Below are 19,137 nucleotides of genomic sequence, written 5' to 3' on the forward strand. Positions count from 1 at the left end.
GAATAAGCAAAAAAATCAAAATTTAAACATCGAATGTTATTATTATTTAATACAACACAATGCTTCATTATTTTATCAATGATTCTATTAAAAAATAAAAACATTAAAATCAACATGATAAAAATCTTTACATAACTTACATTTATTATGCGCATAATCAATATCTCTTAAATGCATATGAGAATGATTGCCTTTAATATCAATATAAAGTCTAATCCCCTGCAAATCACGTTAATGATAATCATTACCGAAAAAGTAAGTTTTTATATCTATACCGTACCTATTAACAGCGTTCCTACTCTGTGTAAGTTATCTATATGATTGATAACGTTAAAATAAGTTCAGTATTATTTCAGGATGAGATAAACAATGCATAATTCATTACCATTCAAGCGCCTACCTATTACCATCATGATCAGCTCAGTACTTTCTGCTTCTGCATTTGCAACAGAGTCAGAAATATCTACGGCAACAACTTATGGTGTAGTTGAGGTTTGGGGTACCCAAATTAACAACGAAACGTCTTTATTAACACATGATATTGAATCAAAACAAGCTCACCACGTAAGTGTTTTGTTACGTGACCAAGCAGGTGTTGATGTAGGCGGCTCGCACTCACTAAACCAATCGATTAATATTCGTGGTGTAACTGAAACAGATTTAAATATCACTATTGATGGCGCAGACCAAAGTAACAATGTATTCCATCACGTTGGTAACCTGCTAATCAATCCAGATATTCTTCAATCTGTTGATTTACAAGTAGGCACAAACTCTATCATTAATGGTGGTTTGAGTGGTGGCGTAGCTTTTGAAACTAAAGATGCTGACGACCTATTAAGAGAGGGTGAAACAGTAGGAGCACGTATTTACGGTGGTTATGCAGACAATGATTATTACTCATACTCAGGTACTGTTTATTCACGTATCAATGAGCACTTTGATTTCTTAGCGTATTATAACGCGATTGACCGTAACAACTCTGTTGACGGTGAAGGTAACGAGAAACTAGGCCAAGAAGGTAAGATGCAAAATATCTTACTAAAAGCAGGTTTTAACTTCAGTGATTCAAATAGATTAGAGCTGAGTTATGACTACTACGATGATTCAGGTGACTATGCACTTCGAACCAACTTAGGTGCAGAGTATGATCCAACAGGCGCAATCTATGATATTTCATATAACAGAGAAACTATCACGTTAAACCACGAGTTATCACTCGCCCAAACTCAGATTAACTCAACACTGTACAGTAACACCATGACTTATAATCCAGATTACGGTGAAGGCAGTACCAATAATGAAGGTATTACCAACAACATAGGTTTCAAAGTATTGGCAGAGACTGATGTTCAAGCAAGTGAAGCCTCTTATACGTTACGCTACGGTATTGAAGGTCAAACACAAGATGCGGAAAGAACCACTGACGGCGAAAGAGTAGGCAATAAAGAATCAACTAAAAGCATCGCTGTATATGCAGAAAATGAAATAGCATTAACTGACAAGCTTTTAGTGACTCCAGGTGTCCGTTACGATGTCTATGCAATGGATGCAAATTCATCTGATGAAACATTCAAAGAGGTAAGCTTTGCATTAGCAGCTGAATACATGATTAATGATCAATGGACTACTCGTGCAAGTGCAACAGAGTTATTCCAAGGTCCTGCATTACCAGGTTCATTTTTATCAACAGTACATGATGACAACCCAGATCTAAAAGCTGAAACGGGTATCAACTATGAGTTAGGTTTATCTTACGAAACACTAAACTTTGCGGGTATGGATACATTTGGTTTCTCTGTTACCTTATTTGAAACGCAAATTGATGATTACATTGATAACTCAATCACTGGTAAAGTGGGTATTGAGAACTTAGGTGACGTGCAAATTAAAGGTGTTGAATCAAGTGTTAACATGCGTAAAGGTCAATTCACTAGCCGTTTAACATACTCACACTCTGATTCTGAATACACCGATGTTAATGAAGATGCTAACTCAGATTACCTAAAAACAGTTGGCCAAGCATTGGATAATGAAGTAGGTGATAGTTTCTCACTTAACCTAGGTTACACCTTCCCAAGCGTCAACGTGAAAGTAAACTGGACAAGTATGGTGACGTTAGATTTGCATAAAGATGTATCAGAAGATACCTCGAAAGCGGGTTACGATGTACATGATTTATCTATTCAATGGATGCCTAAACAAGTGCAAGACCTAACATTAACAGCTGGTATCGATAATATCTTTGATGAGCAATATGCTTCACATGCTTCTAATTACACGAGTCTAGAAGAAGATAGATACACAACGGACTATGAACCTGGACGTAACATCAAAATATCTGCTTCTTACCAGTTCTAATTAGCCATAACTAACGGTAAATGAATAAAAAGCCCTGTCATCATGTTGGAATGACAGGGCTTTTTTATTGTGTATAAAATACTCGTTATAAAATAACTGAGTTAATAATACAGGCCTTATTAATGGCTAACATCAATCACTTTAAACGTAACCGATGCATAATCAGGCGAGCTTGTTCCTGTTTTATTTTGGTTATATAAACCGGCTTTAAAGTACATGTAATCATCGGCATAAAAATCATCAATGGTGATCGCATCCGTGTCGCTTGATACACGAATTAACTGCTTAGATCGTGTTTTAGTATACTCAATTGAATCAGCAGTCGTATAAGTGTAACCGTCATGCCATACCGTTACCTTTAATTGGTCACCTGTTAGGTCAATCTCATAACTCCACTCATCACCCAAAGCAATACCGTTTTCTGGCTCAACTGGGTCCCCACTTGCATCTTGATCCGTATCGTTTTTATCAGTAAAACCAATTACATTAATACGATCGCCTGGGTCACCGCTAGAATCATCCACAGTAAAGAATACAGAGCCTTTTTCATGCTCAGGTAATTTACGGTAGTAGATTTTCACTGGCTCATGATCTTCACCATGAATTTGGCCAACGATAATACGACCAATTTGATCTTCACTGTCCGCATCAACCGATACCGTATTGACAATTAACGTCGCTTTCATGTTGCCGTCAACACCACCTACCAAGTCTTGATTGCTTTCAGATGCTTCACTAGTTACCCAATTGTTTTTAGTAAAGCCTTTAACGTTTGCATCACCGCCATCTGTGTACCTTGCCATCAACTCACGTAATTCAGAGCGAGGGTAAGTTGAACCACCAGAGCTGGCAGCATCATTTGCGACAGTAAAGGTAGGACAACCATCTTCCCAAGTGATCTCTTCTGCTCCATTTGAGCCTAATGTTTTGTTATCCACTAAGTCTTGAATATCATCCACATCGTTCATCGAAACACCGTCACCGGTTGTGTAACCCCAAATTGACATATCAATATTACAACTGCCAACGAAAGTCTCTTCAACCGTTGACTCTTCTGTTTCCTCGGTTGTGTCTTCTGTAATCGATTCCTCTACTCCACCATCAGAACAACCTAATATTTGTGTTTCAACGATACTATTCCACGTTGAACCTGCAGAATTACCAGAGCCTGTTACACGAACGTAACGGGCTTCAGAATCAGTGACATCAATACTTTCATAACTTGTATCACTGCCTGACGATATACCACCAGCGTAAACCGAAGACCAATTGCTGTTATCTGTTGATGTTTCTATGTCGAAATAAGAACTACGCTCACTGCCCTTATACCACTGTATTGCTAACTCTTTTACAGATGCTTCACCACCCAAATCAAAGGTAATGGCTTTGCCTACTCCCTTTGAAGACCAACGAGAATCACTTGTGGTATTTTTATCAATCGCATTTTCAGGACCATGACCATCGTTAGTACCATCATCACTTGCTGAATCTATCGCTAATGAAGCACTACCACTACACGTGCCTGAATCAATACTTTCCTCAACCGATTCGCTCGACCCAGTACTAGTTAAAGCAAAGTCATCAAAACGCGCTTCATCACCATAATAGTTACCAAAAATAGTAATAGTGGTTGCGGAACCAGAGTTAAAAGAGGCAGTCACAAGTTCATAGTCATCGCCACCACCAGTACGTGTATAACGCGTGCCATCTACTGTTGCACCTATTTTCCCTGTGCCTTTGATATATGCTGTCAGTTCATAGTCCGTATTAGCCTCAACTGATACATCTTGTTCAAACTTACCGCCATCGCCAGTGATCTTAGCCGCTTTACTACCGCTACGTTGATCACTAGAAATTGAGGATGGGTCTGTATCTATCCAGCTATCGCTGGTAAAACCATCTTCAAAACCAGCATTTACAATGCTAACAGATGCCGCATTAGCTGCTGGGATAACAGTGACAGATAATGCAGCAGCAACAAGCGCTGTTGTATATCTAAGTTTTGTATTGAGTTGCATAAAAGATTTCCTTAAGAGTTAGATTCCATAGAAGTGGTAAAGCATTAATCTCCTATCATTGATGAATTTAAAAATTGTTTATCGCATAAAATGCGCGGATTAGGATTAGACAATTTGTAATACTTAACAACCAAAAGGAGAGAAAAAAGCGACCAAAAACAAAATTTTAACTGACTTAACGTTCATTGCTCACATTTATGACTAATACAGGATTTCTTTATTGAACTTACCAAAATATAAGTAAACAACTGATAAATAACAAAAATAAAAACATATCTAAAAAATATGTTATCAAATATATTTTACTCTGCATTAACACTCAATTTGAGCTCAAAATACTTTGAGTAAAAGTAAAAGATGAACAACAAAAGTATTATTATTATAAATAACCAATACTTCAGTAACTTGCACAATAAAAAATCAATAATCACAAATTATCCTCACTACTGAAAAACACAAAAACTAAATCATTTTTCATACAATACTATAAAGATAATGGTGTCATGAGAAAGATGAAAGTAAGAAATTTTATCAATATAGACTGTGCCTAGATAAATGGAGACATCCCCGTTATAGCAATTTTATTAAATAATAGATTTGAATGTTACGTAGGGAAAATGATTTTGTTTAAGGCGCAAGTAGCAACGCCCATTAGCAAACTTACAACGAAGCAATAAATTATTTTAACAAGCAAAATAGAGCTATTAATGAGTGTAATTGGTATTCACTACACTTCTATTCAATTAATCAAAAAAGCAGTGTTAAAGCTGAGTAAACCACCTTCTCACTCACTGAAAAAGTGCTGAGGCCGTAACCCCAAAACCTACCTTGTGATATGACAATAAAGTATTGATGAGATGGTACTAATTAATGAACCGCTATATTGTATACTGCCTATTCCATTAACTAGCAGAGCTATTTTAATGATGAAAACAACTACATTGACATTGCAGCGTTGATAAAAATAAGGGGCATCATTATATGTACATCATAAAAGCAGATATGAGTCATCTACAGAGCTTTCTAGTCTATGCTAAACAGTGTGCTGAGGATGGCTTACCTTTATATTTATCGACCATTGAAAATCATCAAACTTATTTTAAAAAACGATTAGATTATGCAGAAGGTAAACAGCTACCAGCAGATTGGCCTCCCATATCGACCTACTTCTATATTAAGTCGAATCATATACTAGGTGCGATAAGAGTTCGTCATGGAACAAATGAAAGTATAGAAAATATAACTGGCCATATCGGTTTTGAAACCCTCCCAACCGCCAGAGGCAATGGCATTGCTTTCACAATGCTCAATTGGGTATTAACCCATGTAATAAAAGAGCAGGCGATCATTACCTGCTCTGATAAAAATATCGCGAGCAAAAGACTGATAGAAAAGAGCGGAGGAAAATATTTAGGTTATTTTTATTGTGAAAATAATAAACAGAAAATATTACGCTACCAACTACAAAGTAAACACTAAAGTTCATGCTAGCAGACCAAATAAACAGTCGCAGGTCGCTTCTATTCTCAGGGCTGTAGCTAATTTACCCTAGGTATTAATCTGTGAGTAGCAGTCTTAGGATCGCTTATCCTTATCAGCAGCTAAGCTATTCGCTCCTTTTCAGCCTTCCAGTATGCCAATCTCCGTACTTCTCTATTAATTTAGATGAATGGACAACGCTCCAAAATATACTTCGCATATTTCCTAAAAAGCACCTATTAATAACAAAATCATTTAATTTCATATAATTTATTAAAAATAACAATGTATAGGCATTAAAAATAAATCAATTTAACTTCAACAACTTAAGAGTTAATCATGGTACTTACAACTCCTATTCATCGCCTTTTTTAAAATAATTTAACTTTATTTCACTATTGCTGCATCCAAAACAGCTTGCTGATTGTAGTACTTAATAACAGTAGAAAAATGACTGTTTTTCAAATTCTACATTTACCAATTAAAAGGGAAACGACAATGAAAAACCAATACATGTTGAAAGCACTAAAAATGACAGCTGCATCGGTATTAATGGCAGCAGCTAGCCAATCTTATGCAGGTACTTTTTCTCAAGATAATTTACCAAGCGAAGTACGCGTACCCGCAGGAAACAAAGTCGCAATGTTTACCGCTGCAAAAGGCAATATCACGTGGGAATGTAAAGTAGATACGTCAGACGAAGAAAAAGCAAAATGGGCGTTTGCAGGTCCTCGTGCCATCTTAAGCGATAACAAAGGTAATCATTTAGTGTCTTACTTTGGTCCACCAGCAACATGGGAGTCATTAGATGGTTCATCGATCACTGGTAAACAATTAGCAGTATCACCTTCAGCAAAAGGTAGCATTCCAATGCAGTTAGTAAAAGCTAATGAATCAGCTCGCCCAGGCGCATTAAAAGATGTTACTTACATACAACGTATTAATTTAAGCGGCGGTGCGGCACCTGAAACAGGTTGTAATATGGATAAGGTCGGCCATAAAGTCGTGGTTAATTACTCTGGTGAATACCTATTCTGGAAAGCAAAATAAGCATTCATTCTCACCTTTGGAAAACTATTTTCTAGAGTAACTGAATGTAATGCCTTAATATGCCCAGTAACCTACTGGGCTTTTTTGATTAAGGAAATCATTTGTCATCATCAACAGGATTTGATTATGAAGGCGTACTACAACAATGTGCAACGGGTGATCGTCGCGCTTTAATGCAATTGTACGAGCAAGAAGCATCAAGGTTACTCACTGTGGTCACGCGCATTCTGAAAAACCAACCGTTATCGGAAGATGTAGTGCATGATGCTTTTATTAAGATTTGGAAAAATGCAGATGCTTATCAACAAGAGCTAGGCTCTGCCCGTGGTTGGATCTACACATTAACCCGTAACTTAGCGTTAAATGCACTTAAACATACAAATCGCCAAGTATTAGCCGAGCCAGAATTTCTACTCGACCTCTGCGATAACCAAGTGTTAGCCTCAGCGGGACAAGCCGACGACATGACAGAATTAGCAGAAGATCATCTTGCCCAAGCGTCGCTGCAAACTTGCTTAGAACACCTAGAGCCTGAACGTAAATTATGTGTATTACATGCTTATGTTGACGGTTATACACAAGACGAAATTGCTAAATTGATTGATAAGCCACTGGGTACTGTCAAATCTTGGATCAAACGCAGTCTAAATGCTTTAAAGGAGTGTTTACAATGAACAAAAAGACATACAAAACTCCTGAGATAGATGACGATTTAGCAGGACAATATGTGCTAGGTACCTTGACGGCTGATCAACGCCATGAATTTGAGCAACGTTTAGCAAGCAGCATTGAATTACAAAGACAGGTGAATCAATGGCAAGCGCACTTTTTATCCCTAACCGATAGATTAGATCCTATTACCGCACCTCAACCTTTATCTGCACGAATTGAACGTAGCCTAGATGAGCTTGAAAAGCAGCCTAAACCAGCAGTGCAGAGCACAACTAACCCATTACTCTCTTTTTGGCACAACCTGTCCGTATGGCGTGGTATTTCAGTGGTCTGTTTAGTATTGGTAATGGTATTGGGTTTCAAATTACAAACATTACAACCAGTCCTAAGTGAACCAACTTATATTGCCGTATTAGTGCAGCCAGAAGATAAAACACCAGGCTGGGTAATACAAACTAGTCACAGTAACCAAATGCAGCTAGTGCCATTAGGTGCAGTGGAAATACCAGCAGGTAAAGCATTACAGTTCTGGACTAAAGCAGAAGGTTGGGATGCTCCTGTCTCATTGGGTTTAGTGAAAAAAGGCGAAACGCTTAAAGTGGATATCAATAAGCTACCACCACTCACTGAAAACCAATTGTTTGAGTTAACCCTAGAGCAGGAAACCGGCTCACCAACGGGTAAACCAACGGGCCCAATCACCTCAATCGGCCGTGGTATTTCAATGTAATAACGATGCGATTAACTAAGATGGGAACACAACACCAATAACCAATGTTGTGTTCCTATTTTAGGATTTAACGATAGTCAGTCATTACACAACAACCTATCTCAAGCCCCCTTATAATTAACTTCTACCTGCATAGGCTTGTGGTGTAAAACCAAACTGCATTTTAAAAGCATGAATAAAACTACTGACACTTTTATACCCTAACTGATGCGCCACTGTCGTAGAACTTTCACCTTCGTTTAACTGCCCTAATGCATTCATCAATTTAAAGCGACTTCTCCATTGTCGGTAGGTCATCCCCGTTTCAGCTTTAAATAAGCGCTCCATAGTACGAACACTCGCCCCTGCTAATCTTGATAAATCAGCCAAAGACAGATTGTGTTGTGGGTGCTGTACCATATAACTCACCAAACGTTGCAAACGCGGGTCTTTACCGGAATGAATATACACATCACTCCTTTCTAATATTGCTAACTCATCTATCGCTACTAGCCCCAAATGCTTAACTCGCTGCTCCGTTAACGGATTTTTCTGATCAGTTAAACGCAATATAATCTCTTGCATTAATGGAGTCATGGTTAACATGGCAATATTCTTTTCATGCTTTCTAACAGGATAAAAAGGGTCAATATAAAGGTTGCGGATTTTAGTGTCCGTTTCACTACTCACTTGATGGGTAATACCACCGGGTATCCACATCGCATGTGTAGATGAAACTACCCAAACCGCCTCTTCACCGCTTACTCTAAGCACGCCTTGCTCTGACCATAACAATTGTCCACGCGGATGATCATGCACCACCATTCCGGCTTCGGCTCGCATATTTCTGCCATGAGAAAGCACAGGTTGTTCTGGGTCGATAATGTATGCCATCTCACTCGGCGGCAACCTTGTCGCATCAAGAATATCATTTGTCATAATTCACACTTAAAACGTCATTAAAGTTTGATTATCATAACCATCAATGACCTAGTTACCAACATTTTCGATGATCAAGGATGCAACAAGTGGAAAATAAAATCGGTATTAAGAAGTCGATCGCATTCGTCTTTATCCTATTCGCTGTTTATATTATGTTATTTCCCATGGCTGACCAGCCTGCTGCCTTCTCCTATAGCGCTGCGGTCATTTTAATTACACTTACCTGTTGGAGTGCGTCATTGCTGCCGCCCTTCTTAACAGGGTTAATCTTTTTTGCGTTAGCCATTACATTACAATTAATCGAACCTAATTTATTGTTTGCAGGATTTGGCTCCACTGCCGTTTGGTTAATTATTGCGGGGTTCATTATTGGCTCAGCTATCTCTTCATCAGGGTTAGATAAAAGACTAGCAGCTGTTATCGCACCACATCTCACCATCAGCTACCCACGCCTGATAGCAGGGCTAGTGGTCAGCGCTATCATGCTAGGGTTTATTATGCCCTCATCCATTGGCAGAGCCGTGGTTTTGATTCCAGTAGGCATGGCACTGGCAGAAAAAGTAGGATTTGTGCAAGGTAGTAATGGTCGCCGCGGCATTGCAACAGCATTAGCCATTGCTTGTAACATGCCAAGCTTTGCAGTATTGCCTGCCAATATTCCTAATATGATTTTAGCTGGCTCTAGTGAAAATTTATTTGATGTCCATTTTGGTTACATGGAATATTTGTTACTGCACTTTCCTATTTTAGGCTTAGTAAAGTCCTTAGTATTAATTTGGTTGGTGCTAAAACTATTCCCTGCCGCCATCAGCGCATCTGAAAATTCAACACAAGCAGAGCAACAAGCGACTGAGTTTGATCATAAATTACAATTAAAAGTATTAGTTATTTTAGGTATTACCCTACTATTTTGGGTCACTGACTCATTGCATGGCGTAAATGCAGCTTGGGTGGGTTTAGTTGCTGCGATTCTTCTATTAATGCCTAAATTCGGTGTTTTAGAAGCGAAGAAATTCAATAGCTCAATCGACTTTGGCACCGTGACATTTGTCTCTGCCGCGTTAGGTTTAGGTACCTTAGTGAATGTATCTGGCGTGGGAGAAACCATGGGTGAAGCATTTATCCATCTACTGCCAAGTTCCCTTGAAAGTACTTTTTTAAGCTTTATATCCTTGTCATTAATCTCAACTGTAACAGGTTTAGTCACCACAACGCCTGGTGTGCCGACAGTATTAACACCTATGGCAGCTGATTTTGCACAGGCAACCGGCTTTTCAGTTCCAGCAGTATTAATGACACAAGTGATCGGTTTCTCGACGGTTATTTTCCCGTACCAAGTTGCGCCATTGATTATTGCCATGCAACTGGCCAAAGAGTCACTGGCTAGTTTGTTAAAAATCACCCTACCACTCGCACTGATCACCATTGTGATACTCATGCCACTGGATTATCTATGGTGGAACTTATTAGGTTGGATAAATTAAGGTTAGGGAATGGGGATGGTGAAAGGTTAAAGGTTAAAGGTTAAAGGTTAAAGGTTAAAGGTGAAAGCATGCAGGCTAAAAAAAGGAATCGCAGAGCTCTTCCGCTCGTAATACTAGCCTGCCGGCTAACTCGCCCAGCGCCCCAAGGTCAAAACATGTTTCGTCACTTTTAAAGTAATAGTTAAGTGGGGTAATTAAGGAAATAATTAAAGACAGAAAAATCTTCTGTGACTCGTCAAAGTTTTGGGTGTCCCATAATAGTTCTATAAATAAGCGCAGCGAACACAGCGTGAAATACAATGGTAATAAGGGGTATCAGATAACGATACTTGCGATTGGCGAGACTGAGTCATAACACACTACCTCCAAGAAGCTGAAATAAGCACTTCTAAAAGATAGTTTAGGTTTTAAATTAATTCAAAGTAGATGGGTGTCCGCTACTACTATGTGGAGCGTCCATATATGCCCCATAGTTCTCCTGTTATATGACTAGCTCAGAAGGTAGTTGCAATGGATTAATTTAGGTTTAGGGCTATAGCTCTAAATTCTTACACATTTTTCCCCAAACCATTTTAGCAAACTCTTTTATTGCAATCCCCTTAGGCTCACCTTGTTGCTTGTACAGTTGCCCAAACACAGCTTGAGACATACCAACAGAATAGCCCACCATGAAACCACGCTTAGTATTACTCAAGTATTCGCCGTTTGCATAAAAGTCTAACTTTTCATACATATAATTCGTTATTTCATTACTAGCAGAGTCGTTATTAGTATAGGTTGCAGCCGCTGCACATAGCGAGTGCTTAGACATTTGTTCGTAGAACTCTTGCGTATTTTGCTTCGGTAAAGCTTGAGCTCCAAATGAGATCAATAGTGTTGCGAGAATCATAAAATATTTCATAGACGTCACTTTTTTGTAATTTTGAAACTAGAACCCATTATACAGAACAACACCCTTATAGCATGTCAATTTTACTGAATTTAGTGTGGTATATAACGCTAAGCTAACGTGCACAAAACCTTGGCTAGACTTTTTGCGAAGCAAAACTGCCAAGCGTTTTGGGTCACAGTTAAGCGCCTTGTATGGATAATAACCCCACCAAATAGTTACCTTTTAAACCTGTTTAGGTAAAGTGAGGCCCAAGCTTTGGCTGCAACCAAAGCCTTCTTGTTAGCATTTACTAAATTATAAAACATTACTTCTTGTCATAAACACTAAGATGCGGACAAGATCTAAGCGCTAAAAATAAATATATTACCCCACCCAAATAACCAATAACTGAAAATATGGGTAACAAACTTTGGAGAGATAACCCGAGAGTAATGAATATAAAAGCCTTAACAATATAATGAACTCCCATATATGTCCCTAGGCTTAATGTGCTTGATAACGTCACAAGATTCTTAGAGTTGATTGCCTGTGTAATAAGTTGATCTCGGGTTGCGATCTCATGCTTATGTTTCCCCCAAATAGACTCGGTATGTTTAGTTAATTTTTGCCCAAAAAATAAAATAAACCAAAAAATAGCAGAGCCTATAACACCTTGAACTATTGTTGGCCAACTTAGTATTTGATTTACGAGTTCCACACTATTCTCCATATGAATGCTAACAAGGCTGTAGAATTTCTCTATTTACAAGAATACACTGCCATTTATAAAATTTAATAATCAAATAAAACAACAAGTTAAAAATCGTAATTTCTTATAAATTTACAATTAATAGTTAAATTTTACTAGCTGTCCACCTCAGGGAGTGTTGTTACATGTACGATGACAACCAGCCACAAATTTTACCTAAGTCAATCCACGCAGGTGACACGATTACACCAGATTGAAATGCAGCGAAAAAAGCTAATATAGCTGTGAGACGAAGCATCCATGAATTTGCAGATTTTGCAGATTTAGCTCTTGCTGTTTCAATTTGATATTGCTCTAAAGTGGCAATTGCTTTTCCTGTAATTATAAAGTCAAAGCTACTACCATTATTTTTTAATTCTCCAGACGCTACAAAAGAAGATAAATACAAATCCATTTTTTTACGCATCTCTGTTTTTTGAGGATGTAAGTACCACCTAATTGAATACATGTAACTCATAAGATCAAGTGATGAAAATGATTTATGAGGATCCTCAGATTGTTTTACAATTATACTTTCTAAAACCTTCATTCTTTTTGGGAGTTGAAGGTTCTTTTTATTAAAGAAGTATTGGGGAACAGAGTGCTTTGCAAGTACATAGAACGACTGTAGCTTATAAAACCAAGTCCACTCATGAAGCATATAATCGCAAACACCTTTGTATGTATGTGTGACTAAACCATGATAATGCTCAATTCGTAAACGTAAGCCAGGGTAAAGTAAAAACGGGATTATTGCTTCTGTACGGAAACCACCTCCTTCAAAGTGACTACCAGTTATACCATTACTCTCAATAGAGTTAACCAGCATGATAGGAGAGTCACCATCGTAAATACTTATAGAATAGCAATTTATGTTCTTTCCTGATTGACCGCTTCTCGGGGTTTGAACAGGGCATGGCTTTTTTAATAACCGATTCAAAATCCATTTCGTAAATTTATTCATGCCACCCCAGTTTGACAGTACATGTAACTGTTTATTAAACCGAAAAATTCCATATTTCAGGTGGAAATACGGAATATGTTAATTTGTTAAAATTAATATAAACATACCTTTATCAACCATAAAATCAATCAATTAAGTTATTTTATCAAATCTTCATCACGAGAATAGATGGAAAAAATCCGAATTAATAACGGTAATATGGAATATTGACTCCTCTGTATAAAAAACCGTCTCCAACACCGCACCAAAATGAGCTTAGTATTAACATGTAAAGAAGTGAGTTCATCGCTTAACTCTTCATCTAGTCCAGTAACATTACCTTGTACTTTGTCCCCTTGTAACCTTGTACCTTGTACCTTGCACCTTGTAACCTTGCACCTTGCACCTTGTAACCTTGTACCTTGTCACTTGCTCCAGAAACGAAAAAGCCCCTAGTTTATTTTCATAAACTAGGGGCTAAATGGTTGGAGTTAGTCGATAAGCCGGGTTCTGTCGTGAATCGTCATTCGTCTAGGCCTGTAATCGCTCACAGGCTCAAGCAACCTACCCGCTTCCAGTATGGGCCATACCTCAGGAAGCCTATTTGGTCTTGCTTCGGGTGGAGTTTACCTTGCACTAATGATTACCCATTAGCCGGTGCGCTCTTACCGCACCCTTTCACCCTTACCTACTAATAAATTAGCAGGCGGTCTCCTCTCTGCTGCACTTGTCGTTAGCTCGCGCTACCCAGGCGTTACCTGGCACCCTGCCCTTTGAAGCCCGGACTTTCCTCCCCTCTAATAACACTGATAACAAGTTACCAACCCATTAAAGCGGCGACGATCTAACCAACTCCGCGGCGGATTATACGGAAACCAATAGAGATAACAAGGGCTAGAGGTTCTCTAAACCCCATTTATATAAGTCATTTTTCTTAAGGTGGTGAATTTCAGCTGTGATCGCGGCTGCTTTTTTGAGCGGCAATTCTTTTTTCAATAATGTTAGCGTTTTAATGGCATCGACAGACAGTGCATCTTGCTCTTTTGCAGCACCAGCTACCATTAACACAAATTCACCACGACAGTGGTTAGTATCTGAAGCTAACCATTCCAACATTTCACCTGCTGGTAACGCGTAATAAGACTCAAACATTTTAGTTAATTCACGCGCGACCACTAATTTTCTGTCTTCCCCCATGATATTAATTATATGTTTTACGGTATCCTGCATACGGCGAGGAGATTCGTAAAAGATCATGGTTTGAGTTTCTTCTGAGAGTGCTGTTAACTTCTCTGTTTTTGCTTTTTCTTTAACAGGTAAGAACCCTTCGAAAGAAAAGCGGTCAGAAGGTAAGCCAGCGGCTGAAAGAGCAGTAATTGCAGCACATGCACCAGGTACAGGTACAACATCAACGCCAGCTTCTCGGCATTCATTAACTAAATGATAACCAGGGTCGCTGATTAATGGCGTACCAGCGTCAGAGATTAATGCAACAGATTGACCTGCTTTTATTTTTTCAATCAAAACACTACCGCGTTGACGTTCGTTGTGGTCGTGTAATGGAAAAGTAGGTTTACTGATTTGATAGTAGCTTAATAGTTTACCACTGTGGCGAGTATCTTCGGCAGCAATTAAATCGACGTTTTTTAAGATTTCAACGGCACGATAGGTAATATCGCCGATATTACCCAAAGGAGTGGCGACAATGTACAACTTTGCGCTTACTTCGTTATTTAATTGATTATTTTCAGACATATTCGACTCTAATAAGTGTTAAGGATTGTTTAACTAAGTCGGCAATATTACACTATAGGCATCTTGATACCTATCTGAAAACTGATCTTGAATTAGTTTGATTAAAAAGGACAATAATTTGACCACTGCAAATTTATCTAAACGTGTTATACATTTCTACCTTGTTGCTTTGAGCATTTTGCTTATTTCAGCTTGTACTGGTGTGGGGCAAGATAAAAAAGGCGCGCCTACTCTGTTCACTGAATTCTATGAAACAGCGGAATACTTACTACAAAAAGCAGAGGAAGTGAAGGAACCACAAAATACTGAATGGCAGTTAGCCGCAATACAGGCGCTAACCAAAGAAAGTAAATATGTTTTAGCTGACTCAGTGATTGAATATTTACAAAATAAAACGCTGAATACACAGCAAAAGAATCACCTTTTATTATTGATAGCCGATAATCAATATGCACAGAACCAACTTGATGACACAATGGAAACATTAAAACGTGTTGATCCAGAGCTAGTTTCTGTTCCAGCTAAATTACATTACCTAAAACTAAAAACTGAACTGCATGTGCGTAATAAAGAGCATCAGGCAGCAGTGGATACGTTATTTGAATTAACACCGTTATTAACGGTGAGTAAGCAAAAACAACAATACAACGACTTAATGTTGTCAGAGTTAAACATGCTTGATCCAAGTGTATTGAACCAGTTTAATAGCACACCTGTTAATAACAATAAAAGCGCGACTTCGGCACCTGTTTCAGATGTAACAAAAGGTAATGCCTTCGACAGTGAGTTAGCAGCAATTGAAGCGGAATTAAACGCACGTCAAACAAACAATACAAATGAGACTCCTTTAACCGATGAGCAAGCCTTTGTTCAAGGTTGGTACTCGTTAGCAAGTATCTACCACCGTTACCAATTACGTACCAATCAATTATTACGTGGTGTAGAGGCATGGAAGTTACTTTACCCAGCGCATCCTGTGATTGATTACATGCCATCACAATTGAAAAACATTCCAGAAGCGAGTCCTTACCAGCCAACTAAAATCGCAGTGTTATTGCCACTCACAGGTCGCTTTAAGAAGCCAGCACAAGCCATTCAATACGGTATTAGTTACGCCTTTTATAACCAAGCTGATGATAAAAAGCGTCAACAGGAAGAACAAGATGCAGGTTATGATACGAGCCTAGTAAACAGTGCTGGTGATGCACAAAACATTAGTTCTGCACGTTCAGACAGAGACTACATTGCAACCCCACCACACATGTTATTCCTTGATACAAACAAGATGAGTATGCAAGAAATTGCAGACCAGCTACACAGCCAGCATATTGGATTTGTTATTGGTCCGCTATTAAAACCTAATGTAGAAGTACTACTCCCTTTAGTGAAAGATATTCCTGTATTAGCATTAAATGGTTTTCCTGCGGATCAGCGTACTTCGTCAATTCACTATGCATTCCCACTATCACCAGAAGGTGAAGCCGAGCAAGCAGCTGAAGTTATCTTTCAAAACAAGCATAAAAAACCATTACTGTTAGCACCAAATTCTGATTTTGGTCGCCGAACAGCGGCAGCTTTTGAAGCACGTTGGAAGTCATTATCTGAAGCACAACAAGCAACAGATGAAACCGTTGAGAGCTACCCTGCTGAAACGCATTACTTCTCTAAAGATTCTGACTATGGAAAGTTCTTAGCAAGTGCATTACATACGGATCAAAGTAAAGAACGTATTAGTCAGATGCAAGGTATGTTGGGCAGAAAACTAGAAGCTGAAGCAAGAAGTCGTCGTGATGTTGATGCTATTTATATTATCAGCAAACGTAGTGAACTGCTCTTCATTAAACCTTTCCTATCGGTGACTATCAGTCCGTTTGCTGAGAATATCCCTCTGTATGCGAGTTCACGCAGTCATTCAGCAGATATTACTAATACACAGGATAAAGAACTTACTGGTTTAACTTTCTCAGATGTGAATTTCTTAATTAATGATGAATCACAAATGAATGAAAAAATTCAAGCAATCTGGCCAAAACAGCGTTTAGGTACATTACGTTTATTCGCCTTAGGTTATGATAGCTACAACCTAATTGAGCAACTCAAACCTCTACAAGTGATAGAAGGCTACAAGTTTCCAGGTTTAGTAGGAGAGCTGACTTTGGATGCGAGCAATACAGTGGAGAGTAAGTTAAGCTGGGCGACCTATGAAGACGGCAATTTAGTTGAAGTTACCTCGCCTCTTTCAAGCCAGTAATACTCGCGGCGTTCAAGCCGAACAACAAGCTCTGGCGTTTTTACAAAAACAGGGCTTGTTGTTAATGTGTCAAAATTTTTATTGTCGGTTTGGTGAAATCGATTTAATCATGTCAGATCAAGGCACCTTGGTCTTTATTGAAGTACGATATAGAAAAAATCAGGATTTTGGTGGGGCAACAGCTTCCATTACACCGCAAAAACAGCGAAAATTAATAAAGACCGCTAAGCATTATTTATCACAGCTTGATGATGAACCTTATTGTCGCTTTGATGTTATTGCTATTAGTGAGTCAGCAATACAACCGCAATGGATACAAGATGCATTTCAAGAGTAATAAATCACATGGTTAATGAAAAAATCCAAGCTCACTTTGCAGAGAGCATTCAAACAAAAATCGTTGCCGCAGAAGCCTTACCAGAACAAATTGAAGCAGCGGCCATTTTATTAAAAGATTGTTTAATAAACGGCCACAAATTATTAATCTGTGGCAATGGTGGTGCAGCAGGTTTAGCACAGATATTCGCGTCACATTTACTAAATAAATATGAAACAGACCGCCCTGCTCTGCCAGCGATTGCGATCACATCTGATTCATCTTTAGTATCAGCAATTGCCAGTGACAGTCACTTTGACCAAATTTATGCACGTCAAATTTCAGCCTTAGCACAACCGGGTGATGTGTTAATCACTATCAGCCACGGTGGTAATAGCCGTAATATGGTGAAGGCAGTGGAAACAGCATTAAGCAAAAATATTCAAATAATTGCCATGACAGGTGTTGATGGCGGTGAGATTGCCGGCCTGTTAGGCACAGATGATATCGAAATTCGTGCACCAAGTGATAAAGGTGCGCGTATTGAAGAGATCCACATGTTAGTAGTAAATTGCTTAAGCGATTTAATAGACCAACAGTTATTCCCTCAATATTAGGACAGACAATGAGATCACCTTTTTATATCGTTACACTTTTATTGTCCACACTTGCGTTACAAGGCTGTGCCGGAGGTTTAATCGTTGCAGCAGGTACTGCTGTAGCAGTAAGCAGTGATGAACGCAGCATTGCACAACTAGTGAAGGATGATGACTTAGCAGAAGCAGCTATCGACGCCATCGTTGCTTCAGATGCTTATAGTAAAGAGATTCGCATTAATATCGTCGCCAATAATAGCTACCTATTATTAATCGGTCAGATTGATTCTCAAGAGCACAGTAATGAGATTGAAAGCTTATTAAACAATATTAAGGGGGTGGCAGGTGTTTATAATCAATTACGCATTAATCAACCGATTAGTATTGTGCAACAAACACAAGACACTTGGTTAACCACTAAAGTGAAAAGCCAATTAACAGGTCACGACAAGATTAATCCATTAAAAATTAAAGTAGTGACTGAAGATGCGGAAGTATTTTTAATTGGCCAAGTAACCAAAGAGATGTCTGACTTTGCCACTGAGATCACCAGTAATATTGATGGTGTAAAGCAGGTAGTGAGAGTGTTTGAGATTATCCCAGCTAAATAGCTCGGCTCTAATCATTCATCCTCAGAAAAATTCTCAAAAGCAATTTCCATAAATTAAAAAAGGAGTGTATCAACACTCCTTTTTAATGGCTAAAAGTCATTTTATTAAGCATCAACCAATATATAACTTGCCGAAGATTTACTCTTTAACTCGTTACAATGGTCACACCAAAAATTAACAGCGCCACAGGCTTTTAAACGCTGTAATGCTTCCCCACATTCATGACACTCGATACTAAGTATAAAATCAGTGTGGCATGCTTCACAGCGGCGTTTTGACTCACCACTACGAATTAATTCTGATTCACAATGCGGGCAAAGCAATTGCATTT

The 19,137-nt window shown here is 38.6% G+C and carries 17 protein-coding genes and 1 other RNA gene; 10 read left to right on the forward strand and 8 right to left on the reverse strand.

Features of this window, described 5'->3' with window-relative positions:
• Positions 1–369 precede the first annotated feature (369 nt).
• Positions 370–2,361, forward strand: coding sequence for a TonB-dependent receptor (locus tag OW492_RS09530; RefSeq protein ID WP_290039725.1), 1,992 nt, complete (start codon positions 370–372; stop codon positions 2,359–2,361).
• Positions 2,362–2,480: 119 nt separating this feature from the next.
• Here OW492_RS09530 and OW492_RS09535 read toward each other — a convergent pair whose 3' ends face one another.
• Complete coding sequence (locus OW492_RS09535) at positions 2,481–4,379, reverse strand: polysaccharide lyase family 7 protein (RefSeq protein WP_290039726.1); 1,899 nt, start codon at positions 4,377–4,379, stop codon at positions 2,481–2,483.
• Between the two features lie 981 nt (positions 4,380–5,360).
• Between OW492_RS09535 and OW492_RS09540 the strand changes: the two genes are divergently transcribed.
• The 4 genes from OW492_RS09540 to OW492_RS09555 all read left to right on the forward strand — a co-directional run bounded on the left by OW492_RS09540 (position 5,361) and on the right by OW492_RS09555 (position 8,310).
• The gene (locus tag OW492_RS09540; protein ID WP_290039727.1) at positions 5,361–5,858 is read left to right on the forward strand and encodes a GNAT family N-acetyltransferase; all 498 of its coding nucleotides are present in this window, start codon (positions 5,361–5,363) and stop codon (positions 5,856–5,858) included.
• A gap of 498 nt (positions 5,859–6,356) precedes the next feature.
• Positions 6,357–6,908 (forward strand): DUF3455 domain-containing protein, encoded by a 552-nt coding sequence (locus OW492_RS09545; RefSeq protein WP_290039728.1) that lies wholly within the window; start codon positions 6,357–6,359, stop codon positions 6,906–6,908.
• A gap of 101 nt (positions 6,909–7,009) precedes the next feature.
• A complete protein-coding gene (locus OW492_RS09550) occupies positions 7,010–7,582 on the forward strand; it encodes a sigma-70 family RNA polymerase sigma factor (protein WP_290039729.1) in 573 nt (190 codons plus the stop codon).
• Complete coding sequence (locus tag OW492_RS09555) at positions 7,579–8,310, forward strand: anti-sigma factor (protein ID WP_290039730.1); 732 nt, start codon at positions 7,579–7,581, stop codon at positions 8,308–8,310. The genes OW492_RS09550 and OW492_RS09555 overlap by 4 nt, the downstream gene beginning before the upstream one ends.
• 117 nt (positions 8,311–8,427) lie before the next feature.
• Here the strand turns inward: OW492_RS09555 and OW492_RS09560 are convergent, their stop codons facing one another.
• On the reverse strand, positions 8,428–9,228 hold the full coding sequence (locus tag OW492_RS09560) for a helix-turn-helix transcriptional regulator (protein ID WP_290039731.1): 801 nt from the start codon (positions 9,226–9,228) through the stop codon (positions 8,428–8,430).
• An 89-nt stretch (positions 9,229–9,317) separates the two neighbouring features.
• On the opposite strand from OW492_RS09560, the gene OW492_RS09565 reads away from it, so the two are divergent.
• On the forward strand, positions 9,318–10,715 hold the full coding sequence (locus tag OW492_RS09565) for an SLC13 family permease (protein ID WP_290039732.1): 1,398 nt from the start codon (positions 9,318–9,320) through the stop codon (positions 10,713–10,715).
• Between the two features lie 532 nt (positions 10,716–11,247).
• Here OW492_RS09565 and OW492_RS09570 read toward each other — a convergent pair.
• The 5 genes from OW492_RS09570 to rsmI form a co-directional block, all read right to left on the reverse strand.
• Complete coding sequence (locus tag OW492_RS09570) at positions 11,248–11,616, reverse strand: hypothetical protein (RefSeq protein ID WP_290039733.1); 369 nt, start codon at positions 11,614–11,616, stop codon at positions 11,248–11,250.
• A gap of 295 nt (positions 11,617–11,911) precedes the next feature.
• Complete coding sequence (locus OW492_RS09575; RefSeq protein ID WP_290039734.1) at positions 11,912–12,304, reverse strand: hypothetical protein; 393 nt, start codon at positions 12,302–12,304, stop codon at positions 11,912–11,914.
• A gap of 172 nt (positions 12,305–12,476) precedes the next feature.
• Complete coding sequence (locus OW492_RS09580; protein WP_290039735.1) at positions 12,477–13,298, reverse strand: hypothetical protein; 822 nt, start codon at positions 13,296–13,298, stop codon at positions 12,477–12,479.
• Positions 13,299–13,760: 462 nt separating this feature from the next.
• An RNA gene (gene rnpB / locus OW492_RS09585) (RNase P RNA component class A) lies at positions 13,761–14,133 on the reverse strand.
• Positions 14,134–14,171: 38 nt separating this feature from the next.
• Positions 14,172–15,032: a 16S rRNA (cytidine(1402)-2'-O)-methyltransferase gene (gene rsmI / locus OW492_RS09590; protein WP_290039736.1), complete on the reverse strand. Its 861-nt coding sequence runs from the start codon at positions 15,030–15,032 to the stop codon at positions 14,172–14,174.
• A gap of 118 nt (positions 15,033–15,150) precedes the next feature.
• Here rsmI and OW492_RS09595 point away from each other — a divergent pair, with 118 nt between their 5' ends.
• From OW492_RS09595 to OW492_RS09610, 4 genes are read left to right on the forward strand one after another with little or no spacing between them, the layout of a single operon-like run.
• Positions 15,151–17,283, forward strand: a complete 2,133-nt coding sequence (locus tag OW492_RS09595; protein ID WP_290039737.1) for a penicillin-binding protein activator — start codon at positions 15,151–15,153, stop codon at positions 17,281–17,283.
• Positions 17,252–17,620: a YraN family protein gene (locus OW492_RS09600; RefSeq protein ID WP_290039738.1), complete on the forward strand. Its 369-nt coding sequence runs from the start codon at positions 17,252–17,254 to the stop codon at positions 17,618–17,620. Before OW492_RS09595 ends, OW492_RS09600 begins: the two co-directional genes overlap by 32 nt.
• An 8-nt stretch (positions 17,621–17,628) precedes the next feature.
• Positions 17,629–18,216, forward strand: a complete 588-nt coding sequence (locus OW492_RS09605; RefSeq protein WP_290039739.1) for an SIS domain-containing protein — start codon at positions 17,629–17,631, stop codon at positions 18,214–18,216.
• A gap of 8 nt (positions 18,217–18,224) precedes the next feature.
• Complete coding sequence (locus tag OW492_RS09610) at positions 18,225–18,806, forward strand: BON domain-containing protein (protein ID WP_290039740.1); 582 nt, start codon at positions 18,225–18,227, stop codon at positions 18,804–18,806.
• Between the two features lie 104 nt (positions 18,807–18,910).
• On the opposite strand, the gene OW492_RS09615 is transcribed toward OW492_RS09610, so the two are convergent.
• Positions 18,911–19,135, reverse strand: coding sequence for a zinc ribbon domain-containing protein (locus OW492_RS09615; protein ID WP_290039741.1), 225 nt, complete (start codon positions 19,133–19,135; stop codon positions 18,911–18,913).
• Positions 19,136–19,137: the final 2 nt, after the last annotated feature.

The sequence above is a fragment of the Psychromonas sp. 14N.309.X.WAT.B.A12 genome (assembly GCF_030397575.1).
In the GTDB taxonomy this organism is placed as follows: domain Bacteria; phylum Pseudomonadota; class Gammaproteobacteria; order Enterobacterales; family Psychromonadaceae; genus Psychromonas.